Source organism: Janibacter sp. GS2 (assembly GCF_051200835.1).
Classification (GTDB): Bacteria; Actinomycetota; Actinomycetes; order Actinomycetales; family Dermatophilaceae; genus Janibacter.
The window spans coordinates 1,592,241-1,615,818 of the sequence record NZ_CP195161.1 but is presented as its reverse complement, the minus strand read 5'-3'; the positions used below and the strand labels follow the sequence as shown (position 1 = coordinate 1,615,818).

The 23,578-nt window shown below is 70.9% G+C and carries 18 protein-coding genes; 3 read left to right on the top strand and 15 right to left on the bottom strand.

Annotated features, from left to right (window positions below; genetic code table 11):
• Positions 1-24: 24 nt before the first annotated feature.
• The 11 genes from cimA to ilvD form a co-directional block, all read right to left on the bottom strand.
• On the bottom strand, positions 25-1,605 hold the full coding sequence (cimA, locus tag ACR9E9_RS07880; RefSeq protein ID WP_435203370.1) for a citramalate synthase: 1,581 nt from the start codon (positions 1,603-1,605) through the stop codon (positions 25-27).
• A gap of 273 nt (positions 1,606-1,878) precedes the next feature.
• Positions 1,879-2,595, bottom strand: a complete 717-nt coding sequence (locus ACR9E9_RS07875; RefSeq protein WP_435203368.1) for a gamma-glutamyl-gamma-aminobutyrate hydrolase family protein — start codon at positions 2,593-2,595, stop codon at positions 1,879-1,881.
• A complete protein-coding gene (locus tag ACR9E9_RS07870) occupies positions 2,592-3,359 on the bottom strand; it encodes a 3-oxoacyl-ACP reductase (protein ID WP_435203366.1) in 768 nt (255 codons plus the stop codon). Before ACR9E9_RS07870 ends, ACR9E9_RS07875 begins: the two co-directional genes overlap by 4 nt.
• Positions 3,360-3,433: 74 nt before the next feature.
• Positions 3,434-4,801: an aldehyde dehydrogenase family protein gene (locus ACR9E9_RS07865; RefSeq protein ID WP_435203364.1), complete on the bottom strand. Its 1,368-nt coding sequence runs from the start codon at positions 4,799-4,801 to the stop codon at positions 3,434-3,436.
• 8 nt (positions 4,802-4,809) lie between these two features.
• Positions 4,810-6,177 carry a glutamine synthetase family protein gene (locus ACR9E9_RS07860; protein WP_435203362.1) on the bottom strand — a complete coding sequence of 456 codons (1,368 nt, stop codon included), beginning with the start codon at positions 6,175-6,177 and terminating at the stop codon, positions 4,810-4,812.
• Positions 6,178-6,259: 82 nt separating this feature from the next.
• Complete coding sequence (locus ACR9E9_RS07855) at positions 6,260-7,000, bottom strand: FadR/GntR family transcriptional regulator (protein WP_435203360.1); 741 nt, start codon at positions 6,998-7,000, stop codon at positions 6,260-6,262.
• A 10-nt stretch (positions 7,001-7,010) separates the two neighbouring features.
• Complete coding sequence (locus tag ACR9E9_RS07850; protein ID WP_435203358.1) at positions 7,011-8,546, bottom strand: amino acid permease; 1,536 nt, start codon at positions 8,544-8,546, stop codon at positions 7,011-7,013.
• A 118-nt stretch (positions 8,547-8,664) separates the two neighbouring features.
• Entirely contained in the window at positions 8,665-9,477 is an 813-nt protein-coding gene (locus tag ACR9E9_RS07845) for an HAD family hydrolase (RefSeq protein ID WP_435203356.1), read from the bottom strand.
• Positions 9,478-9,486: 9 nt separating this feature from the next.
• Positions 9,487-10,587 (bottom strand): branched-chain amino acid aminotransferase, encoded by a 1,101-nt coding sequence (locus tag ACR9E9_RS07840; RefSeq protein ID WP_435203354.1) that lies wholly within the window; start codon positions 10,585-10,587, stop codon positions 9,487-9,489.
• Between the two features lie 61 nt (positions 10,588-10,648).
• Positions 10,649-11,692, bottom strand: a complete 1,044-nt coding sequence (locus ACR9E9_RS07835; RefSeq protein WP_435203352.1) for a 3-isopropylmalate dehydrogenase — start codon at positions 11,690-11,692, stop codon at positions 10,649-10,651.
• A gap of 67 nt (positions 11,693-11,759) precedes the next feature.
• Positions 11,760-13,601, bottom strand: coding sequence for a dihydroxy-acid dehydratase (gene ilvD / locus ACR9E9_RS07830; RefSeq protein WP_435203350.1), 1,842 nt, complete (start codon positions 13,599-13,601; stop codon positions 11,760-11,762).
• Between the two features lie 325 nt (positions 13,602-13,926).
• On the opposite strand from ilvD, the gene ACR9E9_RS07825 reads away from it, so the two are divergent.
• Positions 13,927-14,577, top strand: a complete 651-nt coding sequence (locus ACR9E9_RS07825; RefSeq protein ID WP_435203348.1) for a hypothetical protein — start codon at positions 13,927-13,929, stop codon at positions 14,575-14,577.
• A 75-nt stretch (positions 14,578-14,652) separates the two neighbouring features.
• A complete protein-coding gene (locus ACR9E9_RS07820; RefSeq protein ID WP_435203346.1) occupies positions 14,653-18,162 on the top strand; it encodes an ATP-binding cassette domain-containing protein in 3,510 nt (1,169 codons plus the stop codon).
• Between the two features lie 104 nt (positions 18,163-18,266).
• On the opposite strand, the gene ilvC is transcribed toward ACR9E9_RS07820, so the two are convergent.
• The 3 genes from ilvC to ACR9E9_RS07805 form a co-directional block, all read right to left on the bottom strand.
• Positions 18,267-19,292, bottom strand: coding sequence for a ketol-acid reductoisomerase (gene ilvC, locus ACR9E9_RS07815; protein ID WP_435203344.1), 1,026 nt, complete (start codon positions 19,290-19,292; stop codon positions 18,267-18,269).
• Between the two features lie 89 nt (positions 19,293-19,381).
• Complete coding sequence (ilvN, locus tag ACR9E9_RS07810; RefSeq protein ID WP_435203342.1) at positions 19,382-19,891, bottom strand: acetolactate synthase small subunit; 510 nt, start codon at positions 19,889-19,891, stop codon at positions 19,382-19,384.
• Positions 19,888-21,744: an acetolactate synthase large subunit gene (locus tag ACR9E9_RS07805; RefSeq protein ID WP_435203609.1), complete on the bottom strand. Its 1,857-nt coding sequence runs from the start codon at positions 21,742-21,744 to the stop codon at positions 19,888-19,890. The genes ilvN and ACR9E9_RS07805 overlap by 4 nt, the downstream gene beginning before the upstream one ends.
• A 294-nt stretch (positions 21,745-22,038) precedes the next feature.
• Here ACR9E9_RS07805 and ACR9E9_RS07800 point away from each other — a divergent pair, with 294 nt between their 5' ends.
• Entirely contained in the window at positions 22,039-22,956 is a 918-nt protein-coding gene (locus ACR9E9_RS07800; protein WP_435203340.1) for a GNAT family N-acetyltransferase, read from the top strand.
• Positions 22,957-22,990: 34 nt separating this feature from the next.
• Here the strand turns inward: ACR9E9_RS07800 and ACR9E9_RS07795 are convergent, their stop codons facing one another.
• Positions 22,991-23,524, bottom strand: coding sequence for a SixA phosphatase family protein (locus ACR9E9_RS07795; RefSeq protein WP_435203338.1), 534 nt, complete (start codon positions 23,522-23,524; stop codon positions 22,991-22,993).
• Between the last annotated feature and the right edge of the window lie 54 nt (positions 23,525-23,578).

Below are 23,578 nucleotides of genomic sequence, written 5' to 3'. Positions count from 1 at the left end.
ATACATCGACCCGGGTGGGGGGGCTCAGCGGACGGGGACCCCGGCACGCATGAGGCCGTAGGTCACCCCGTCGAGCAGCGCCTCCCAGGAGGCCTCGACGATGTTGGGAGCCACCCCGACGGTCGCCCACGTGGTCACCCCGTCGCTGTGCTCGATGAGCACGCGGGTCGTCGCGTCGGTGCCGTGCGCGGCGTCGAGGATGCGCACCTTGTAGTCGATGAGCTCGATGCGCTCGACCTCCGGGTAGACGACGGCGAGCGCCTGTCGCAGGCCCTGGTCGAGCGCGTTGACCGGTCCATTGCCCTCCCCGGTCGCGACGAGCCGCTGACCGCCGGCGAGCGCCTTGACCGTCGCCTCCGACAGGGCGTCGGCACCACCGAGGGCATCGATCATGATCCGCCAGGACTCGATCTGCGCGTACTCCGGCGGCTCTTGGTCGAGCTCGCGCCGCAGCAGCAGCTCGAAGGACGCGTCCGCCGCGTCGAAGGTGTAGCCGCGCTGCTCCAGCTCCTTGACCCTCGCGAGCACCCGGGTCAGGGCCGCGTCGTCCCCGGCGAGGTCGACGCCGAACTCGCGGCTCTTCAGCTCCACCGTGGCCCGCCCCGCCATGTCGGAGACGAGCATCCTCATGTCGTTGCCGACGTCCTTCGGCTCGATGTGCTGGTACAGGTCGGGGTCGACCTTGATCGCGCTGGCGTGCAGGCCGGCCTTGTGCGCGAAGGCTCCCGAGCCGACATAGGGCTGCCGGGAGAAGTGCGGGAAGTTCGTCACCTCGCTCACCGCGTGAGCGATGCGGGTCGCGTCCCGGAGGCGGTGCGGGTCGACGAGGTCCATGCCGAGCTTGAGCTGGAGGTTGGCGACGACGGTGATGAGGTCGGCATTGCCGGTCCGCTCGCCGTAGGCATTGATCGTCCCCTGGACGTGGTCGGCGCCGGCCTCCACCGCGGCCATGGAGTTGGCGACCGCGCAGCCGGTGTCGTTGTGGCAGTGGATGCCCAGCCGTGCACCGGTCGCGGCGATGACGTCGGCGACGACGTCGTGCACCTGGCCGGGCAGCATCCCACCGTTGGTGTCGCACACGGCCACGACCTCCGCGCCGGACCGGTGCGCCGCGGTGACGCAGGCCAGCGCGTAGTCGCGGTCGAGCACGTAGCCGTCGAAGAAGTGCTCGCCGTCGACCATGACCGTCCTGCCCTGCTCGCGCAGGTGGGTCACGGTGTCGCGGATCATCGCGAGGTTCTCCTCGCGGGTGGTCCGCAGCGCCCGCTCGACGTGGCCCGGGTGCATCTTCGCCACGAGGGTGACGACCTGCGCGCCGGAGTCGAGCAGGGCCTGCACCTGCGGGTCGCTCGCCGCCCGTCCCCCGGCTCGGCGCGTGGCGCCGAAGGCCGCGAGCGTGGCCGAGTGCAGGTCCAGCTCGGTGCGGGCCCGGGCGAAGAACTCGGTGTCGTTGGGGTTGGCGCCGGGCCATCCCCCTTCGATGTGGGTCACGCCCAGCTCGTCGAGGTGACGGGCGATCGCCAGCTTGTCCGCGACCGAGAGGTTGATGCCCTGCTGCTGGGCACCGTCGCGCATGGTCGTGTCATAGACGTGAAAGCCGTGCATCGTGGTCTTCCGGTGGGGAACGAAGGGGGCGGTGCCCCTGCGGGAAGTGTGACACCCGCTCGTCGCGCCGATCCGTTGCTGGGGGTGATGCCCCGGACCCGATGCTTCGTCGCCGCCTGCCCGACAAAGCAAAAGACCCCCCGGGTGTGGGAGGTCCGCGCGACGAGCAGGTGGCTCGTCGCGCCTAGATAATGAGCTCGGCCGCGGTAGCGGCGCGGGTCGTCATCGAGGGCATCACCTGATGAGCATCCCACCATGCCGTCCGGCCGACCCCTATGCGTCCGGATCGTGGACGCGTGCGGCCCGGACCAGGGCGAGGAAGAGGCTGCTGTCCTGCCCGACCTCGGGGTGCCACTGCACGGCGAGGCGGAAGGAGGCGTCCGGGTCCTCCAGCGCCTCGAGCGTGTCGTCCAGCGCCCGGCCGGAGGCGGCGTACCCGGGGTGGGTCTCCACCGCCTGGTGGTGGTAGCTGGGCACCACCACCTCGTCACCGAGGACGCGGTGCGCCAGGCTCCCCTCGGTCAGCCGGACCGTGTGGTCGTTGTACCTCCCGGGAGCGATGGAGTGGTCATCGTGGCCCACGGAGTCCGGCAGGTGCTGGGTCAGCGACCCGTCGCGCTCCACGGCCATGACCTGCATCCCTCGGCAGATGCCCAGCGTCGGCAGATCGATGAGCGCGCTCGCCCGGGCCAGCGCGAGCTCCGAGGTGTCCCGGTCCGCACGGGAGGACTGGACGCTCGGGTGCGGCTCCTGGCCGTACCGGGCCGGTTCGACATCCACCCCTCCGGCGAGGACGAGACCGTCGAGGCGTCGCAGCAGCCGACGAGCCCACTCCACGTCGACATCGGCCCGCGGCGGGATGAGGACCGCCGTCGCCCCGGCGGCCTCGACGTGCGCGACGTAGGCGTGCGGGAGCAGGGCGCAGGGAACCTGTCGCCACGTCCCGTAGTCGGCCGGCTCGCGGTAGGTGGTGATCCCGATCAGCGTCACAGCGGCGTGACGTAGGCGCCGGAGATCCCGCCGTCCACCATGAAGGTGTTGGCGGTGATGAAGCTCGACTCGTCGGAGGCCAGGAAGAGGACCGCGTTCGCCATCTCGACCGGCTCGGCGAATCGACCCACCGGGACGTGGATGAGCCGACGCTCGGCGAGCTCGGGGTCCTTGGCGAACAGCTCCCGCAGCAGGGGCGTGTTGACCGGCCCCGGGCACAACGCATTGACCCGCACTCCCTGGCGGGCGAACTGCACGCCGAGCTCCCGGCTCATCGAGAGCACGCCTCCCTTCGAGGCGGAGTAGCTGATCTGGCTGGTGGCCGCCCCCATGACCGCCACGAAGGATGCGGTGTTGATGATCGACCCGTGGCCCTGCTCGAGCATGTACGGGAGCGCGGCCTTGCAGCACAAGTACACGCTGGTGAGGTTGACGTCCTGGACCCTCTGCCAGGCCTCGAGGTCGGTGTCGAGGATCGACTGGTCGTCCGGCGGTGAGATGCCCGCATTGTTGAAGGCGATGTCGACGCTGCCGAAGGTGTCGAAGGCCTTCCTGAAGAGGGCATCAACGTCATCCTTGGTGGTCACGTCGCAGCGCACGAAGGTCGCACCGACCTCCTGCGCGATCCCCGGGCCGTTGACCTCATCGAGATCGCCGATGACGACCTCGGCGCCCTCCTGCGCGAAGCGCTGCACGGTGGCCAGTCCGATACCGGAACATCCGCCGGTGACGACAGCCACCTTTTTGTCGATGCGTCCCGTCATGTCAGTCCTCTCAGTCGTGGATGGAGCCGCCGGGCCCCGCGGCCCAGTGGCCCGTGAGGTGGAAGGGGGGGTGCTCACGTGGCGATGAACACGTTCTTGATCTCGGTGAAGGAGTCCAGGGCGTCCGGCCCGAGCTCCCGCCCCAGTCCCGATTGCTTGAAGCCGCCGAAGGGCGTGGAGTAGCGAACGCTGGCGTGGCTGTTGACGGAGAGGTTGCCGGCCTCGACGGCTCGGGAGACGCGAATGGCGCGCCCGACGTCCTGGGTGAAGATCGACCCGGACAACCCGTAGTCGGTGTCGTTGGCCTTGGCGATCGCGTCCTCCTCGTCGTCGAAGGGCAGGACCGCCACCACGGGTCCGAAGATCTCTTCCCGCCAGATCCGATCCTGCGTGCCGGTCGGCAGCACCACGGTCGGGGGGTACCACCACCCCGCGCCCTGCGGCGCGCTGCCACGGAAGGCGATGTCCACGTCCTCGTGGGCGTCCTCGACGAAGCCGCGGACGGCTTCTCGCTGGCCCGAGCTGACGAGCGGCCCCATCTGGGTCCCGCCCAGAGCCGGATCGTCGACGACGATGTCCTTGACCGCGGTCTCGAAGCGCTCCATGAAGGAGTCGAGGACCGAGCGCTGGACGAGGATGCGGCTGCGGGCGCAGCAGTCCTGTCCGGCGTTGTCGAACGCCGCCATGGGAGCGGCGGCTGCCGCGGCCGCGATGTCGGCGTCCTCGAAGACGATGTTGGCGCTCTTGCCGCCGAGCTCCAGGGTGATCCGTTTGATCCGGTCCGCAGCCCCCCGCATGATCCGCTGGCCCACGGCGGTGGAGCCGGTGAAGCAGACCTTGGCCACGTCCGGATGGGTGACGAACCGCTCACCGACGACGGACCCCTTGCCGGGGAGGATGGTCAGGACGTGTTCCGGGATCCCGGCCTCCCGTGCCAGCTCCCCCAGACGGATCGCGGTCAGCGGGGTCAGCTCCGCGGGCTTGAGCACCACCGCGTTCCCCGCCGCGAGTGCGGGCGCGAGGCCCCAGCCGGCGATCGGCATCGGGAAGTTCCACGGCACGATGATCCCCACCACGCCGAGGGGTTCCTTGAAGGTGACGTCCAGACCACCGGCCACCGGGATCTGCTGACCCAGGAGCCGCTCGGGAGCCGCGGAGTAGTAGTGGAGGACGTCGCGGACGTTGCTCGCCTCCCCGGTCGCGTTGCCGAGCGTGTGCCCCGAGTTGGCGATCTCCAGCCGGGCCAGCTCGTCGATGTGCCCGTCGACGACATCGGCGAAGCGGCGCATCAACCGGCCTCGATCGGCGGGGGCGAGCGCGGCCCACGTCCGCTGGGCGACCGTGGCCGCGGCGATGGCCTCGTCCGTCTCGTCCACGCCGAGCAGGTCAACGGCGTCGACCCGCTCCTCGGTCGCCGGGTTGATCACGTCATGGGTGCTCACGGGTGCGCTCACAGCCTCTCGAATCCTCGGACACGTTCCCAGTCGGTCACGGCGTGGTTGAACGCCGTGACCTCCTTGTCTGCGGCATTGACGTAGTGGTCGATGACGTCCTCCCCGAAGGCCTCGCGCGCGATCGTCGACCCCGCCAGCAGGTCACGTGCCTCGGCCAGGGTCATCGGTACCTGCTCGTGGCCGGACGTGTAGGCGTTTCCGCTGCAGGCCTCCGGCAGCGGCAGGGACTCACGGATGCCGTACAGGCCGCCCGCCAGCATCGCCGCGGTCGCCAGGTAGGGGTTGACGTCCCCACCCGGCAGTCGGTTCTCCATCCGCAGTCCGGCCCCGTGGCCGACGACCCGGAGCGCGCAGGTGCGGTTGTCGGTCCCCCAGGCCACTGCCGTCGGCGCGAAGGACCCCTCGGCGAAACGCTTGTAGGAGTTGATGTTCGGCGCGTAGAAGTAGGTGAACTCACGCATCGTCGCCAGGACACCGGCCATGAAGTGGTCCAGCAGCTCGCTCCGGCCGCCGTCCCTGGCCTCATCGGCGAAGACGATGCTCCCGTCGTCGCCGCGCAGCGACATGTGGATGTGACAGGAGCTGCCCTCGCGTTCGTCGAACTTGGCCATGAAGGTCAAGGACTGGCCGTGCAGGGAGGCGATGTGCTTGGCGCCGTTCTTGTAGACGGCGTGGTTGTCGCAGGTCGGCATCACCTTGTCGAAGAGGAAGCCGATCTCGTGCTGGCCCAGGTTGCACTCGCCCTTGGCGGACTCGACGACCATCCCTGCGCGGTACATCTCGTTGCGGATGTCGCGCAGCAGCGGCTCGACCCGCCCACCACCGAGCACCGAGTAGTCGACGTTGTACCGGTTGCTGCCCTGGAGGTCCTGGTAGCGACGCCGCCATGCCTCGTCGTAGGAGTCGTCGAAGACGATGAACTCCAGCTCCGTCCCCGCGAAGGCCTCGAACCCGCTCTCGGCAGCCATCTCGATCTGCCTGGTGAGCATGCCCCGGGGGGAGGGGCGCACCGGGCCGGAGCCGTCGTTCCAGACGAGGTCGCACTGCACCATGGCCGACCCTGGCTCCCCCGGCGTCCGCCTCAGGGTCGCGATGTCGAGGGCGAACTCGAAGTCCCCGTAGCCCGACTCCCAGGAGGTCATCGCGAAGCCCTCGAGGGTGTTCATGTCGACGTCTACCGCGAGCAGGTAGCTGCACCCCTCCACCCCGCTCTCCATGACGTGGTCGAGGAAGAACTGGCCGTGGACCCGCTTGCCCTGCAGGCGCCCCTGCATGTCGGTGAAGGCGACGACCACCGTGTCGACATCGCCGGACCCGATGTCCTGGCGGAGCTGGTCGATGCTGTAGTTCGGTGCTGCGCTCATGGAGAGCTCCTCTGGGTCATCGCTGCTGAGGTTCTGGGGTGGCGCCGGGCCGATGTGGCGGCGGGGTCAGGGATCGGTGCGGTCATCCGAGGAGGCCCCTCAGCAGGGCGGCCGTCGCCTCGCAGTGCTCCTCCATGGCGGCCCGGGCCCTCTCGGGGTCCCCGTCGAGGATCGCCTGCACGACCGTCTCGTGCTGGGCATTGCTGTGCGCGATGTTGCGGGGAAGCACCGGGATGGCCCCCAGCAGCTCCTGCATCGCCGCCTGGGCCCGAGTGACCGCCTCGACGAGCATGGGCGATCCCGAACAGGTCGCGAGCGCCAGGTGGAGACGGGCATCGGCGACCCGGTGTGCACCCTCGTCGGGGGCATCCTCGACCTCGCCCCGGCACTGGACCAGCCAGGCCCGCTGGTCACCGGCGAGGGCCCTGCGCGCGGCGGCAGCCGTAGCTCCCGGCTCGACCACCGCGCGGAAGACCAGTGCGTCCTCCAGGTCGGCCCCCCGTCGTGGGGCCGAGCGCTGACGACCCGGACTCCCCTCGCCGGGAACCTCGCCCGCCCAGCGGATGCGCGTCCCACCACCACGACCGCGACGGGTGACGACCATGTCGGAGTCGCGCAGTGCTGCGATGGCGTCGCGCAGGGTCATCCGCGAGACCCCGAGGCGGGCGGCGAGCTCGCGTTCGGGCGGCAGCAGCTCCCCGTCGGCGAAGACGCCGAGCCGGATCGCGGTCGCCAGCTGCTCGACGGTGGACTCGAAGGCATTGCCCGCTGCCGGCCGCAGGACGGCGGCCGGCAGCCAGGGCTCCTCGGACGGGTGTGGCACGGACCCCATGTCAGCGGAAGATCTCCGAGGGCGGCACGGTGTCGTGCCCCTCGGGAACGTCGGCCATGAAGTGCTTGCGACCACCGAGGAACCAGGTGACCGTCGACAGGACCACCACGATCGCGACCGCCAGAGGGGCGTAGTTGAAGGTCTCGATGGTCACCGGGGACGCGGGCGGCATCATGAAGAGGACGACGATGAAGACCACCCAGCCGACGGCGATCCAGCCGATCACGGCGCTCCACCGCCCGAGTCCCCACTTGCCCTGGGTGAAGTCCGGGTTGATCCGGCGCAGGAAGACCGGCGTGACATAGGCGATGTAGAGGCCGATGACCGCGATCGAGGTCACCGCGAGGTAGGCGGTGGTCGAGAACAGGGCCGGGCTGGCGAGGATGATCGACAGGACGGTCACGAGCCAGATGGAGTTGGTCGGCGTCCCGGTCCGCGGGTTGACCTTGGCCCACCAGCGAGAGCCCGGGAGCGCGTTGTCGCGGGAGAAGGCGAAGGACATCCGCGAGCTCGAGGTCACGCAGGCCATGCCGCAGAAGAACTGGGCGACGCCACAGATGAGCAGCAGCGCGAGACCGATGGTGTTCCCCGCCCCGTCGATGAAGATCTGCGCGGGGGGCAGGCCGATCTCCGACTCGGCGGCAGCGGTCCAGCCCGACTCGCCCTGGACGGCGAAGGTCACGGCCAGCAGCAGCACCCACCCGGCGAAGAGCGAGACGACGACCGAGTTGACGATGCCCTTGGGCGCCGCGACGGACGCATTGCGGGTCTCCTCCGCCACGTGGGCCGAGGCGTCGTACCCGGTGAAGGTGTACTGGGCCATGAGCAGACCGAGCAGGAAGACGAAGAAGCCGTTGGACCACCCGGTCTCGTTCTTGAACTCCGTGAAGACCCAGGAGGCGCTCTGGTGCTGGTCGGGGACGAAGGCCAGCGCGACGACGATGATCGCGACGCCCACGAGGTGCCACCACGCCGACACCGCGGAGAGCAGCTGCACGAGGTTGACGCCGAAGGCGTTGAGCAGGCCGTGCACGAGCAGGATCACGACGAAGGCGATGAACGTCGAGTTCGACGTGGCGTCGATGCCGAGGGACAGATCGAGGAAGGCCATCCAGGTCACGGCCGCCCCGAAGTCCACGGCCGTGGTCACGGCGACCTCGCCCATGAAGTTGAACCAGCCCACGTACCAGGCCCACACACGCTTGTTCCTGCGCGCGAGCCGGCCGGCCCAGAAGTAGAGCCCGCCGGCGGTGGGGTACACCGAGCAGATCTCGCCCATCGCCAGGGAGACGCAGACGACGAACACCCCGACCAGCGGCCAGCCGATCGAGATCGCCATGGGCCCGCCGGCAGCCATGGCGATGCCGTAGCTGGTGATGCAACCGGCGAGCACGGAGATGATCGAGAAGGAGACGGCGAAGTTGCTGAAGCCGCCGAATCGTCGAGTCAGCTCCTGCTTGTAGCCCAGGCCCTCGAGCAGCGCCGAGTCCTCGTCGTGGTACGGGTTGTGGTGGCGTTGCTCCGACCGACTGCTCATGAACTCACCTCTGAGATCCACAGATGGACCATATGATCCACCTCACATGACGTGGAACACCATTCCACCGGGCCGGATCGGCGTCAATGGTTCGCCGATGGACCTTTCAGTCATGCGCTCAACGGTCGAGGAGCGTCTCCAGGACCACGGCCACGCCGTCGTCGTCGTTGCCCGGGCAGTGATCGGTCGCGGCCGCCCGGACCTCGTCGTGGGCATTCGCGACGGCGAAGGAGCGGCCGGCCCAGGTGAGCATCGGCAGGTCGTTGGGCATGTCACCGAAGGCCCAGACGTCCTGCGCCGTGATGCCCAGCTCGTCGCACCACTCCGCGAGGGCGACGGCCTTGGTCACCCCGACGGCGGAGATCTCGGCCAGCCCGCCGGCACCCGAGAACGAGACGACCGCGCGGTCGCCGATGACCTCGGTGGCCACCTCGATGAACTCCTCGTCGCTCAGGTGCGGGTTGCGGGCGAGGAGCTTGCCCACCGCGGCATCCTCGAGCAGCTCGATCTCCGAGGTCGTCACGAGGTCCTCGGGGTGGTCGTGGATCGCGGCGAACATGCTCTCCGCCGCGAGGCCGCTGTGCCGCTCGGCGGCGAAGCCGGTCCCCGGGACCTGCTCGCGCAGGTCCCGCACGATCTCGGTGACGACCTCCCGCCCGATGGTGCGCTCACCGACGACGCGCCGTCCGACGACGTCGTAGCGGAAGGCGCCGTTGCCGCAGAGCGCGGTCCCGCGGGCGCCGACGACGTGGGCGAGCTCGTCGAGCCAGCGCGGTGGCCGCGCGGTGACGAGCACGGTCTCCAGCCCCGCGTCGGCGACGGCACGCAGGGCGGCGACGGACCGCCCCGAGACGGTCCCGTCGCTGCGCAGCAGGGTGCCGTCGAGGTCGGTCGCGATGAGGCGCGGGATCACGCGCAGCGGGGGCCGCACCGAGCGGGCTCAGGCCAGCCGGGTCATCCAGCCGCGGGTGTCCTCCGCGACGCCGTACTGGATGTCGAGGAGGGCCTGGCGGATGGTCCGGGTGATCTCTCCCCCTTCGGCTCCGGCGGTGGAGGGCGCGGACCCGCCGTCCCAGCGCAGCTCGCCGACGGGGGTGATGACGGCGGCGGTGCCGCAGGCGAAGACCTCGGTGATCTCACCGGAGGCGACGCCGTCCTTCCACTCGTCGATCCCGATGCGCGACTCCTCGGGCTTCAGCCCGAGGTCCGGGGCGATCTCGAGGATCGAGTCGCGGGTGACGCCCTCGAGGATCGAGCCGGTGAGCGCGGGGGTGCGCAGGCGGCCGTCCTTGGTGACGAAGAAGAGGTTCATCCCGCCGAGCTCCTCGATGTAGGTCTGCGTCGAGGAGTCGAGGAAGACCGCCTGGTCGCAGCCCTGGGCGATGCCCTCGAGCTGGCCCGCGAGGGAGGAGGCGTAGTTGCCGCCGCACTTGGCGGCGCCGGTGCCGCCGCTGCCGGCGCGGGCGTAGTCCTGGCTGATCCACAGGGTGATGGGCTTCAGACCGCCGGGGAAGTAGGAGCCGGCCGGGCTGGCGATGACCGAGAAGGTCACCTCGTTCGCCGGACGGACCCCGAGGAAGGCCTCGGAGGCGAACATGAAGGGGCGCAGGTAGAGGCTCGTCTCACCGGTGCCGTAGGCGGGCACCCAGCTCTGGTCGATCTCGACGAGCGCGCGGATCCCGGCGACGAAGTCCTCCTCCGAGAGCACCGGCAACGCCAGTCGCTCGCAGCTGCGGGCCATCCGGGCCGCGTTGCGGTCCGGCCGGAAGGTCCACACCGACCCGTCCGCGTGGCGGTAGGCCTTCATCCCCTCGAAGACCTCCTGCGCGTAGTGCAGGACCGCGGCCGCGGGGCTGATCTGCAGGGGGCCGAAGGGGCGCACCTCACCGCCGTGCCAGCCCTGGCCCTTGGTCCACGTCGCGGTGACCATGTGGTCGGTGAAGTAGGCACCGAAGCCGGGGTTGGCGAGGATCTGCTCGCGCTCGCCGGCGGGGACGGAGATGTCGGTGCGGGTGGTGGTGAAGGTCAGCTCAGGGGTCATCGGTGACACGTCTCCTCGAGGTACTGGTGTGCCCCGCAGGCTACCTCCCGGAGGCGAGGTCTCAGAGTCGTGCCGCGATGGCGTCGCCGATCTCGCCGGTGGAGCGCTCGCCGGTGCGTCCGGCGAGGTCCGCGGCGACCGCGGCCTCGACCCGGGCGGAGTCCTCGGGCCGGCCGAGATGGTCCAGAAGCATCGCCGCGGAGAGGATCGCGGCGGTCGGGTCGGCCGTGCCCTGACCGGCGATGTCCGGGGCCGAGCCGTGGACCGGCTCGAACATGCTCGGCGCCTGCCGGGTCGGGTTGATGTTGCCGCTGGCGGCAAGGCCGATGCCCCCGGCGACCGCTGCGGCGATGTCGGTGATGATGTCGCCGAAGAGGTTGTCGGTGACGATGACGTCGAAGCGCGCCGGGTCGGTGGCCAGGAAGATCGTCGCCGCGTCGACGTGCTGGTAGGCGGTCTCGACGTCGGGGAACTCCTCACCGACCTCGTCGACGGTGCGCCGCCACAGGTGACCCGCGTGGGTGAGCACGTTGTGCTTGTGCACCAGCGTCAGGTGCCGGCGCGGACGCGCCTGGGCGCGGGCGAAGGCGTCCCGCACCACGCGCTCGATGCCGAAGCGGGTGTTGACGCTGACCTCGGTCGCGACCTCGTGGGGGGTGCCCACCCGCAGGGCGCCACCGTTGCCGACGTACGGCCCCTCGGTGCCCTCACGGACGACGACGAAGTCGAGCCCCTTGTCGGTGACCGCGGTGGACAGCGGGCTGGTGACCCCGGGGAAGAGCTTGGCCGGGCGCAGGTTGACGTAGTGGTCCAGCGCAAAGCGAAGGGGGAGCAGCACGCCCCGCTCGAGGACGCCGCTCGGGACGCCGGGGTCGCCGATGGCGCCCAGGAGGATGCCGTCGTGACCGCGCAGCTCGCCCACGACGGAGTCCGGCAGGGTCTCGCCGGTGGCGTGCCAGCGCCGGGCACCGAGGTCGTACTCGGTGGTGCTGACCCGCACCCCGGTCGCGTCGAGGACCTTGCACCCCTCGGCGACCACCTCCGGGCCGATCCCGTCCCCGCCGATGACGGCGATGTCAAAGCTCGTCTGCTGCACGTCGGTCATGGGCTCAGGCTAGGTGGCCGTCCCGACATGTGAACCCCTCGTCCCGCGATACGGACGCGCGGCTCGATCAGTCGACGAGTCGTGCGGCGCCCTTGTCCGCGGACTGGGCGAACTTCGCGAAGATCTTCAGCGCCGGGGAGATCGGACGGTCCCGGTCGACCGGGGCCCACCCCTTCGCGTCCTGCTCCGTGCGGCGACGCTGCAGCTCCTCGTCGTCGACGAGCAGCTGCACCCGACGACCGGGGATGTCGAACTCGATGACGTCACCGTCCTGCACGAGGCCGATGGCGCCACCGGCGCCGGCCTCCGGGGAGACGTGGCCGATCGACAGGCCCGAGGAGCCGCCGGAGAAGCGACCGTCGGTGATCAGGGCGCACTTCGGGCCGAGCCCGGTGCCCTTGAGGTAGGACGTCGGGTAGAGCATCTCCTGCATGCCGGGTCCCCCCTTCGGGCCCTCGTAGCGGATGACGACGACGTCGCCCTCCTGGATCTCCTTCGACAGGATCATCGTCACCGCGTCCTCCTGGGACTCGGCCACCTTGGCCGGGCCGGAGAAGTTCCACTGGTGCTCGGGGACGCCGGCGGTCTTGACGATGCAGCCGTCGGGCGCGAGGTTGCCCGTGAGGACGGCGAGCCCACCCTCGCTGGAGTAGGCGTGCTCGACGGAGTGGATGCAGCCGTTCTCCGCATCGGTGTCCAGGCTCGTCCACCGGTTCGTCGAGGAGAAGGCCTGCGTCGTGCGCACCCCGCCGGGGGCCGCGTGGAAGAGCTCGGTGGCCGTGTCCGTCGTGCTGCCGGAGCGGATGTCCCAGTCGGAGAGCCACTGCTCGAGGCTCGTGCTGTGCACCGAACGCACGCCGCGCTCGAGCATCCCGCCCCGGTCCAGCTCCCCGAGGATCGCGGGGATGCCACCGGCGCGGTGGACGTCCTCCATGTAGAAGTCGGGCGAGTTGGGCGCGACCTTGACCAGGCACGGCGTCTCCCGGGAGAGGGCGTCGATGTCCTGCTGGTCGAAGTCGACGCCGGCCTCCTGGGCCGCGGCGAGCAGGTGGAGGATCGTGTTGGTCGAGCCCCCCATGGCGATGTCGAGGCGCATCGCATTGGCGAAGGCGGGCTTGCCGGCGATGGAGCGCGGCAGGACGGACTCGTCGTCGCCGTCGTAGTAGTCACGGCACAGGTCGACGACGAGGCGACCGGCGTCGAGGAAGAGGTCGCGGCGGGCCTCGGCCGTGGCCAGGGTCGAGCCGTTGCCGGGAAGGGAGAGACCGAGCGCCTCGGTGAGGCAGTTCATCGAGTTGGCGGTGAACATGCCCGAGCAGGAACCGCAGGTCGGGCATGCCGTCTGCTCGATGGTGGTCATCTCGTCGTCGGTGACGCTGTCGTCGACGGCCTTGACCATCGCGTCGACCAGGTCGAGGCGGGTGTAGGCCTCACCCTCCTCACCGATGATCGCCTTGCCGGCCTCCATCGGCCCGCCGGAGACGAAGACGGTGGGGATGTTCAGCCGCAGCGCGGCGAGCAGCATGCCCGGCGTGATCTTGTCGCAGTTGGAGATGCACACCAGGGCGTCGGCGCAGTGCGCCTGGACCATGTACTCGACGGAGTCGGCGATGATCTCGCGACTCGGCAGCGAGTAGAGCATCCCGGCGTGCCCCATCGCGATGCCGTCGTCGACGGCGATGGTGTTGAACTCCTTGCCGACTCCCCCGGCCTCCTCGATCGCACCGGCGACGAGCTGGCCCATGTCCTTGAGGTGGACGTGTCCGGGCACGAACTGGGTGAAGGAGTTGGCGATCGCCACGATCGGCTTGCCGAAGTCGTTCTCCCCCATACCGGTCGCGCGCCAGAGGGCACGCGCCCCCGCCATGTTGCGTCCGTGGGTCGTGGTGCGGGATCGAAGCTGAGGCATGGGGCCAACGCTAGTTCGCCCGTCCGATTCCTGACACTCCATCTCACATCAGAGACCGCCCCGGCCGGTCGGGCCGAGGCGGTCTCCGGGAGGACACGCGGTGTGGGGCAGTGCTACTCGTCGCTGCCCTGCTCGCGCCGGTCCAGGCTCTCCTGGAGGGCGCGGCGGAACTCGGTGGCTTCATCGCTCATGGGGACTCCTGCACGGGAGTGGTGGGTGGCTGACCGTCGTGGGTCTCACGTCGATCCCCCCACGGTAGGCCCGCAGGTCCGCTCTGCGATACGCCCCATCCACCCCTTGGACGTCGGCCAACTACGCTGGTGGGATGCATCCTCGTGACTACCCGTGGGCGGTGCCGCCCGTCACCGGCGTCCTCCGTCCGGGTGGCCTCGAGGTGGGGCCGCTCCCCTCGACCCCGGCGCTCGCCGCACGCACGCCCGTGGTCGCCGTCGGCTCGAATGCCTCCCCCGACGTCCTCGTCACCAAGCTCGGCGACCTGCTCGAGCCCGGGCTGCCCCTCGCGCCGGCGGTCGTCGAGGACATCACCGTCGGCCACTTCGCCCAGGTCGCGACCCGTGGCTTCGTCGCGGCGGCACCGGCCCGTGTCCCCGGCGTCCGCAGCGAGCTCGCCGTCGGCTGGTTCGACGAGGCACAGCTGACCCGTCTCGACGAGACGGAGCCGAACTACCGCCGGGAGGTCCTCACCTCCGCGTGCACGTGGGCGGGCGGCCCGGTCGTCGGCGCCCAGGTGTACGTCAGCGACCACGGCCTGCTCGCCGAGGAAGGGGAGGTCCTCCCCCTTCGCTCGCAGGAGGACGTCCTCGCCTGGCTGGCCGAGCGCCTGCCCCACCTCGCCGCCGACCTCACCCACGAGCGGCTGACCGATCACGGGCGGCGCGAGCGCCTCCGCCTCGCGGTCATCGAGGCCGACCTCGTCACCGACCCCTGGGCCGTGGCTCCTTTGCCGCCCGGGTAGCGACCACTCGCCACGGGTCGGGCGGCGAAAAGTCGCAGGCGCGCTGTCGGCCCCCGGGCATAGGCTCGACGGGCCATGACACAGACGATCGCCCGCACCCACGACGCGCCGGCGACGCCCCCGACCCCGCCTCCCACAGCGACCTCCCGGAGCGTCGACTGGCGACGCGTGCACTCCCCCGTGGCGATCGGGGCCCTGGTGTGCGCCGCGATCGCGGCCGTCGCCATGACCCTGGGCACGGTGGTCATGGGCCAGCTGGCCGCGGACCCGACGAGCGCCCTCGTGTGGCTCCTCGCCCTCTGTGTCGTCGGTGGTTCACTCATCGACACCGCCGGCAAGTTCGCCTGGGTCGGGCTCTCCGACCGCGCCGAGGGACGCCTGCGCGAGGACCTGCTCGATGCCGCCCTGCGCCAGCCCGTCGCCGTGCTGTCGGAGCAGGCCGTCGGCGAGATCCTCGACCGCATCGACGACGACACCCACGAGGTCGGCAATGTCGTGCGCTGGCAGCTGTGGATGTTCTTCCGGGCGGCCTTCGCCGTCCTCCCGATGTGGATCGTCGCCGGGGTGACGTGGTGGCCGGCGTGGCTGCTCTTCCCCCTCCTCGGGCTGCTCACCGCCCTCGCCGTCCGTCCCCTCCTCGGGGAGATCGCCCGGCTGAAGGTGATCGAGGAGATGGCCTGGACCGACCACGCGAGCGCGCTGGAGGAGGGCATCGCCGGTCGTGACGACCTGCGCACCAGCCTCGGGCAGGCCCACATGGTCCAACGCCTCGCCGCCCTCTCTGCGCAGGTGCACCGGCAGATGCACGCCGTCCTCGTGGTCGAGCGTCGGCTCGCCCGCCGGGCCGGTGTCCTGCTCCACGCGCTGCTCGCCGGCATCGCCGTGGCCGGTGTGGCCGTGGCCTCGGGTGGCTCCATCCCGGTGTCCGGGCTGGTCACCCTCTTCCTCGTCACGGCGACCTTCGTGGGACAGATCGCCCAGCTGGCCAACAACCTCCCGGAGCTGCAGGAGGGCCTGGGGGCCATCATGCGGCTGCGGCAGATGCTCGCGGTGGAGCCGGAGCCCGAAGGGGGGCGCGACGTCCCGCCCGACGCCGCCCTGTCCCTGGAGTTCCGCGACCTCGACTTCGCCTATGACGAGGGGACGTTCGCGCTGCACGGTGTGGACCTGACCGTGCCCGCAGGAGAGACCACCGCCTTCGTCGGTCGGACCGGCTCGGGCAAGTCGACGCTCGCCTCCCTCGTCTCCCGGGCGATCGAGCCGCCGCGCGGGAGCGTCCTGCTCGGGGGCGTCGACGTCCTCGACCTCGACCTGCAGCAGCTGCGTCGCAGCGTCGGGGTGGTCACGCAGCGCACCGAGATCCTGGCCGGCACGCTGGCCGAGAACATCGCCCTCTTCGCCGAGCTGCCGCGGGGCCAGGTCGAGCACGCGATCACCGAGCTCGGGCTCCACGGCTGGGTGGCGGACCTGCCCGACGGCCTCGACACCCTGCTCGGTCCCGGCGGCACGACCCTCTCCGCCGGTGAGGAGCAGCTCGTCGCCTTCGCCCGTCTGCTCGTGCGCGATGTGCGTCTCGTCGTCCTCGACGAGGCCACCGCACGCATGGACCCGGCCACCGAGCGACGCGTCGTCGGCGCGGCCGACCGGCTGCTGCGCGGACGCACCGGCGTGCTCATCGCGCACCGGCTCGGGACCATCGAGCGCGCCTCGCACGTCGCGGTGCTCGACCACGGTCGTCTCGTCCAGCACGGCTCGCGCGCCGAGCTGGCCCGCCAGCCGGGGCCCTTCGCAGATCTGCTGCTCGCGAGTCGTTCGACGTCGGACGAGGCCGCGGAGGGCGTGGCCGCCCCGACCGGCGGGCGCCGACGATCGGACCGTGCACCACTCGTGCAGGAGGTGGGCGAGGGCCCGTCCCTGGCCCGGGGCATCCTCCACGCGCTGACCCTGCGCCCGAAGTGGGGCCTCGCCGGGGCCGGTCTCTTCCTCCTCGGCTCCCTCATCGGCGCCCAGGGCGCGGTCACCGGACTCATCTGGGGGCACGTCGTCGAGGGCCTGCAGCGCGGCGAGACGCCCTGGCTGCTCACCGTCGCGCTGGTCGCCAGCCTGCTGCTCATGCCGATCGCCCTGGCGGAGGCCTTCGTCCTCTACCCCCGGTGGTGGATCGAGGTCATGCTGCGCACCCGCATGTCCGTCCTCCACGGCCAGACCAGCCAGTGGCGGCTCCCGCGCACCCCTCCGGGCGAGGTCGTCGCGCGCTCCATGGACGCCGACCGCTACTCGCGCTACGCCGACCGGTGGGTGGACTTCATCAACGGCCTGGTCATCGCCGCCGTCACCACGCTGCTCGCCGGGACGTGGGTGGCCGGAGCCGTGCTGCTCACCGTCATGATCACCTCCGCCCTCGCCTCGGCACTGGGTCGTCCCGCAGCCGGTCGTTCGGCGGCCGCCGCGTCGACCGCCAGGAGCCGCTTCGGCCGGTCCCTCGTCTCCGCGCTGGAGTCGATGCGCACCGTCAAGCTCGCGGCGGCCACCCCCTTCGTGCGTCGCCACCTGGGCGAGGTCGACTCCGGGCGGGTCGACGCGGCGGTCACGGAGCACCGGATCCAGGCCTTCCTCCAGGGAGTGCCGATGGTCATGGTCCAGTGCGGGCTCGTGGCGACGTGGGCGATCCACGTCGCCGGCGGGTGGGGTCTGGCCACCACCCTCCTCGTCGCCAGTGCCGTGGCCGGTTTCGACTGGTTCGGCCGCGTGGCCGGGATGGTCGTCACCGAGGCGCCCGGGACCCGCGCCTGGCAGGTGGAGACGAGCCGTTTTGCCGGTGGCGTCGACCTCATGGACCTGCCACCGGGGGTCGACCTCGTCTCCGGTGAGGCGCCCGCTCCTGCAGCGGCGGGCAAGGTCGCGTTGGAGCGGATCGAGCTGCAGGGCCTGACCGCGGTGCACGACGACGGCACGATCGGGGTCGCCGACGTGGATCTGAGCCTCACCGCCGGTGAGCTCGTGCTGCTCGTGGGGCGGGTGGGCTCCGGCAAGTCCAGTCTGATGTCGGCGCTCGCCGGCCTCATCGACCACCGCGGTTCCCTGCGGTGGAATGACCGCGAGGTCGAGGACGTGCAGACCTTCATGCGCCCCGGTCAGGTCTCGTACGTGGCCCAGGTGCCGCGGGTGCTGTCGGGAAGCTTCGGCGACAACGTCCGTCTCGGGCACGGACGTCCCTTCGACGTCCCGATCGCCGATGCGCGCCTCGGCGCCGACATCGACGAGGCCGGGGGCAGCCACGCGATCGTCGGCCAGCGAGGGGTGCGCCTCTCGGGTGGCCAGGTGCAACGACTCGCCCTGGCGCGGGCCCTGGCCACCGAGGCGGACCTCCTCCTCGCCGACGACGTCTCGAGCGCCCTCGACGCCACCACGGAGATCGAGCTGTGGCAGGCGCTGCGCGAGCGCGGGACGACGGTCATCGGCGCGACGTCGAAGCGGGCGGCCCTGGCCCGGGCGGACCGGGTCGTCGTCCTCGTCGACGGCCAGGTCGCCGACGTCGGACCGTGGGAGATGCTCTCGACGCGCTGGGGCCACCTCGCCGGGTAGGCCCGCTCCCCCGTCGTCCTCCGGATGGCCCCGCAGACGACTCAGGGGGCGCCCCCGGCCGGTGAGCCGGTGGGCGCCCCCTGGAGGACCTCAGGGACCGTGGGTCAGCGAGCGGCCGACCCCTCGGTGTAGTCGTCGTCGCTCTGCTGCCACGCGAAGTGCGAGCGCAGCTTCTTGCCGGTGGCCTCGATGGGGTGACCGGCCTCCTTCTCGCGCAGCTGCTGGAACTCGGCGGCACCGTTGTCCTGGTCGTCGATGAAGCGCTGGGCGAAGGAGCCGTCCTGGATGTCGGCGAGGATCCCCTGCATGCTCTCCTTGACCCGCCCGTCGATGACGCGCGGCCCGGAGACGTAGTCGCCGTACTCGGCCGTGTCCGAGACGGACCAGCGCTGCTTCGCGATGCCGCCCTCGAACATCAGGTCGACGATGAGCTTGACCTCGTGGAGGACCTCGAAGTACGCGATCTCGGGCTGGTAGCCGGCCTCGGTCAGCGTCTCGAAGCCCGCCTGGACGAGGTGCGAGATGCCACCACAGAGCACGGCCTGCTCGCCGAAGAGATCGGTCTCGGTCTCCTCGGTGAAGGTCGTCTTGATGACGCCCGCGCGGGTGCCACCGATGCCCTTGGCGTAGGCCTTGGCGATCTCCCAGGCCTGGCCCGACGCGTCCTGCTCCACGGCGATGATGTCCGGGATGCCGCGGCCGTCGACGAACTCGCGACGGACGGTGTGGCCCGGGGCCTTCGGCGCGACGAGGATGACGTCGACGCCGGCCGGGGGCTGGATGTAGTCGTAGCGGATGTTGAAGCCGTGCCCGAAGACGAGGACGTCGCCCTCGTTGAGGACCGGCGCGATGTCCTCGGCGTAGAGGTGGCGCTGGACCTGGTCGGGCGCGAGGATGACGACGACGTCCGCCTCGGCGGCGGCGGCGCGCGCGGTGAGGACGGTCAGCCCCTCGTTCTCCGCCTTGGCGCGCGAGGAGCTGCCCTCCTTGAGGCCGACGCGCACGTCAACACCGCTGTCGCGCAGGTTGAGCGCGTGGGCGTGCCCCTGGGAGCCGTAGCCGATGACGGCCACCTTGCGTCCCTGGATGACCGACAGGTCGGCGTCGTCGTCGTAGATCAGTTCGGCCATCTGGCTCATCTCTCCTGGTGTGGTCGGTGGTGCGGGTCCGTGCTCTGGTCGTCATCGTCTCGCGACGGGCGAGTCGGTGACGAAGGGGGTCAGTGTCTGGACCGGTCGGTGATGGACCGCGGTCCGCGACCGATGGCGACGACGCCGGACTGGACGAGTTCCTTGATGCCGTACGGCTGGAGGATCTCGAGCATCGCCGCGATCTTGTCCGAGTTGCCGTAGACCTGCAGGGTCACGGCGTCGGGAGTGGTGTCGACGATCTTCGCCTTGAACATCTGCGCGGTCTCGAGGATCCCGCTGCGGTTGCTCGCCTCGGCGCGGACCTTCACGAGGACGACCTGGCTGGTCACCGAGGACAGCGGGTCGAGCTCGACGACCTTGAGGACCTCGACGAGCTTGTTCAGCTGCTTGGTCACCTGCTCCAGCGGGAGCAGGTCGACGTCGACGACGACGGTCATCCGGGAGATCTCCGGATGCTCGGTCGGGCCGACCGCCAGGGAGTCGATGTTGAACCCCCTGCGGGAGAACAGCGCCGAGATCCGGGTGAGGACACCCGGCTTGTTCTCGACGAGGACGGAGAGGGTGTGCTTGGTGTTCATCGGCTGCCTCGCTCGCCCTGGTCTGCGCTGTGGTCGGCGTCTTCGGGTTGCTCGATCGCCTCGGACTCCTCGCGGTCCCAGACGGGCGCGACGTCACGGGCGGTCTGGATGGCGTCATTGCTCACGCCGGCGGGCACCATCGGCCACACCATGGCGTCACGCTCGACCACGAAGTCGACGACGACCGGTCGGTCGTTGATCGACATGGCCTCGGCGATCGTCGCCTCGAGGTCCTCGGGGCGCTCGCAGCGCAGGCCGACGCAACCATAGGCCTCGGCGAGCTTGACGAAGTCCGGGATCCGGTTGCCGACCGAGGTGTGCAGGTCGGTGTTGGAGTAGCGCTCGTTGTAGAAGAGCGACTGCCACTGGCGCACCATGCCCAGGCTGGAGTTGTTGATGATGGCGACCTTGATCGGGATGTCGTTGATGACGCAGGTGGCCAGCTCCTGGTTGGTCATCTGGAAGCAGCCGTCCCCGTCGATGGCCCACACGACGCGGTCCGGCTGCCCCACCTTCGCTCCCATGGCGGCGGGCACGGCGTAGCCCATGGTCCCGGCGCCACCGGAGTTGAGCCAGGAGTTGGGCCGCTCGTAGTCGATGAACTGCGCCGCCCACATCTGGTGCTGACCCACGCCCGCGGCGTAGACGGCCTCGGGTCCGGCGACCTCGCCGATCCTCGCGATGACCTGCTGGGGCATCAGTCCGTCCGGGCTGGTCGCCTGGTACCCGACCGGGTAGTCCTTCGTCCACTGGCTCGTCGTCGACGCCCACGCGGCGTACCGCGACGGTCGGACGTCGGCGCCGGCTCCGTCACCGGCGCGGATGGCGGTGATGAGCTCGCTGAGGATCGAGCGGGCGTCACCGACGATCGGCACGTCGGCGACCCGGTTCTTGGAGATCTCGGCCGGATCGATGTCGGCGTGGATGACCTTGGCTCCCGGCGCGAAGGACGAGAGCTGCCCGGTGACCCGGTCGTCGAAGCGAGCGCCGACGGCGATGAGCAGGTCGCTGCGCTGCAGGCCGGTCACCGCGGCGACGGAACCGTGCATCCCGGGCATGCCCAGGTGCAGGTCGTGTCCGTCGGGGAAGGCACCGCGGGCCATGAGCGTCGTGACCACCGGGATACCGGTGAGCTCGGCGAGACGCAGCAGCTCATCGTGCGCGCCGGCGCGGATGATGCCACCCCCCGCGTAGAGGACGGGTCGCTCGCTGGCGGCCATGAGGCGCACGGCCTCGCGGATCTGCTTCGCGTGCGGGCGGGTCACGGGGTGGTATCCCGGCAGCGCGATCTGCGGCGGCCAGCTGAAGGTGGTCGTGGCCTGCAGGGCGTCCTTGGCGATGTCGACGAGCACGGGGCCGGGTCGGCCGGTGTTCGCGATGTGGAAGGCCTCGGCGATGACCCGCGGGATCTCCGCGGGGTCGGTGACGAGGTAGTTGTGCTTGGTGATCGGCATGGTGATGCCGCGGATGTCCGCCTCCTGGAAGGCGTCGGTTCCGATCGAGGCGGATGCGACCTGCCCGGTGATCGCGACCATCGGCACCGAGTCCATGTGGGCGTCGGCGATGGCGGTGACGAGGTTCGTCGCCCCCGGGCCGGACGTGGCCATGCACACACCCACCCGGCCGGTGGCCGAGGCATAGCCCTCGGCAGCGTGGCCGGCGCCCTGCTCGTGGCGCACGAGGATGTGCCGGACCTTCGTCGAGTCCATCAGCGGGTCGTAGGCCGGCAGGATCGCGCCGCCGGGGATGCCGAAGACGACGTCCGCACCGACGTTCTCGAGCGCGAGAACCAGGCTGCGCGCTCCGGTCACCTGCTCGGGCGTCCTTCGGGCGGCCTCGGTCCGGCGCGCCATCGCGGCCGGGCTCGGGGTGCTGCTGCTCGTGTCAGTCACCGTCTGTCCTTCGATAGGGCGGGCCATCTGTCTCTCCTCCACGCATCATCTCCCGGCATGAAAAAGCCCCTCAGTCCGGGTGCGGACATGAAGGGCGCGCGCTGCGTCGGCGACGGGGTCGCTCAGGCAGCGCGCCGGGGAAGTACGAGGAGATGTGCCACGGGACAACTGTCCCCCGGCACCGCAGCCGTGTCAACGGTTGAGACAGCAGCGTCCACTCTGCGAGACGCCCTCGGCCGGTGGGAGGCTGTCCCGGTGACGCCCGCCCCCTTCGTCCTGCCACCGGGCTCCGGCCTGACCACCCGCCCCCTCGTCGTCGCGGACGCCGGCGCGGTGGTCGCCCTGTGCCGGGCCACCGAGCGGGAGTCCCTGCCGGAGCCGATGACCGAGCTGGCCGATGTGCTGGGCACCTGGCGCCAACCCAGCATCGACCTGGCGCGGCACTCGGTGGCCGTCCTGGACGAGGGGCGCCTCGTCGCCTACGCGCTCCTCGCCGGACGCGGCCACGCGGAGGGCGTCGTCGACCCCGCCCACCGCGACGAAGGGCTCGGGACGGCGCTGCTCGCCTGGCTCCGCGGCACCGCGGCCGCGCACGAGGTCCCGCACGTCGGCCAGACGGTCCCGATCGACAGCCCCGCGGAGGCCTTCCTGCGGGCCGCCGGCGCCCACGTCACCTACGAGGCCTGGGCCCTTGAGCTCCCCGTCGACCGCGACGTGGCCCACCAGCCGCTCCCGGACGGCTACGAGATCGGCCTCGCGCGCGACGAGGAGCTGACGAGGGTGCACCGCGTCGTCGATGACGCCTTCTCCGCCTGGCCCGACCGGGAGCCGGTCGACTACGCCGACTGGCACGCGGAGTTCATCGAGGGCGACGACGCCGCCGCGTGGCAGCGTCAGGTCGTCCGCGACCGCGAGGGCGTCGTCGTCGGTGCGGCGATGGCCACCGCCAGCGAGGACGGGATGGTCTGGGTCAACCAGCTGGCGGTGCAGGCGGACCAGCGCGGCCTCGGCCTGGGGCGCGCCCTGCTCGCGGCCGCCTTCACGGACGGGCGTCGACGTGGCCTGCACCGTGCGGGGTTGGCGACGGACTCTCGGACCGGCGCGCTCCCCCTCTACGAGCACGTGGGGATGGAGGTCGTCATGACCTTCCGGCACCTCGTCATCGCCGTCTGAGCGGGGACGAGGCGGCCGGCCGTGGCCGACACGCTCAGGCGGAGAAGACCGGGACGTGGAACCGGTCGAGGGTGGCCGCCCCGAAGGCGAGGTCGCCCCAGTGGCCGGAGAAGCGCAGCACCGCCGCCGCGGCGGGCGGGAATCCCTCGGCGAGCAGCTCGTGCGCCTGCTCCGACCCCTCCCCGTCGGCGAGCATGCTCGTCGCGCCCGGCAAACCCGGCGCGTGCCCGACGACGAGCAGGACGGAGGCGTCCTGCGGTGCCTCGCGGGCCACGGCGAGCACGTCCTCGGCGCGTGCGTCATAGAGGCGGTGCTCGATCTCGACCTCCGCCTCGGGACAGCCCGCTGCCGCCACCTCGGCCATCGTCTCCCGGGTGCGCAGCGCCGGCGAGCACTTCACGGCATCGCAGCCGATCCCCTGCTCACGCAACCACCGGCCGATGAGCTGGGCCTCGTCGCGGCCGCGGTCGGTCAGCGACCGCTCACGATCGTGCTGGTCGACTCCACCGGGCTCGGGCTCGGCGTGCCGCAACAGGACAAGGGTTCGGTCCTCCGCTGACGTGGTCATACCTGAGTGTGGCGTGGCCCACGTCCCATTTCCACCCCTTGACGTGGCGGTAGC

Bases quoted from the DNA above. Each gene is read 5' to 3' on its own strand.
- ACR9E9_RS07835 (WP_435203352.1), bottom strand. From the start codon at position 11,692: ATGACCGACGTGCAGCAGACGAGCTTTGACATCGCCGTCATCGGCGGG.
- ACR9E9_RS07840 (WP_435203354.1), bottom strand. From the start codon at position 10,587: ATGACCCCTGAGCTGACCTTCACCACCACCCGCACCGACATCTCCGTC.
- ACR9E9_RS07805 (WP_435203609.1), bottom strand. From the start codon at position 21,744: ATGGCGCGCCGGACCGAGGCCGCCCGAAGGACGCCCGAGCAGGTGACC.
- cimA (WP_435203370.1), bottom strand. From the start codon at position 1,605: ATGCACGGCTTTCACGTCTATGACACGACCATGCGCGACGGTGCCCAG.
- ACR9E9_RS07870 (WP_435203366.1), bottom strand. From the start codon at position 3,359: ATGACGGGACGCATCGACAAAAAGGTGGCTGTCGTCACCGGCGGATGT.
- ACR9E9_RS07850 (WP_435203358.1), bottom strand. From the start codon at position 8,546: ATGAGCAGTCGGTCGGAGCAACGCCACCACAACCCGTACCACGACGAG.
- ACR9E9_RS07825 (WP_435203348.1), top strand. From the start codon at position 13,927: ATGCATCCTCGTGACTACCCGTGGGCGGTGCCGCCCGTCACCGGCGTC.
- ACR9E9_RS07860 (WP_435203362.1), bottom strand. From the start codon at position 6,177: ATGAGCGCAGCACCGAACTACAGCATCGACCAGCTCCGCCAGGACATC.
- ACR9E9_RS07795 (WP_435203338.1), bottom strand. From the start codon at position 23,524: ATGACCACGTCAGCGGAGGACCGAACCCTTGTCCTGTTGCGGCACGCC.
- ACR9E9_RS07820 (WP_435203346.1), top strand. From the start codon at position 14,653: ATGACACAGACGATCGCCCGCACCCACGACGCGCCGGCGACGCCCCCG.
- ilvD (WP_435203350.1), bottom strand. From the start codon at position 13,601: ATGCCTCAGCTTCGATCCCGCACCACGACCCACGGACGCAACATGGCG.
- ilvN (WP_435203342.1), bottom strand. From the start codon at position 19,891: ATGAACACCAAGCACACCCTCTCCGTCCTCGTCGAGAACAAGCCGGGT.
- ilvC (WP_435203344.1), bottom strand. From the start codon at position 19,292: ATGGCCGAACTGATCTACGACGACGACGCCGACCTGTCGGTCATCCAG.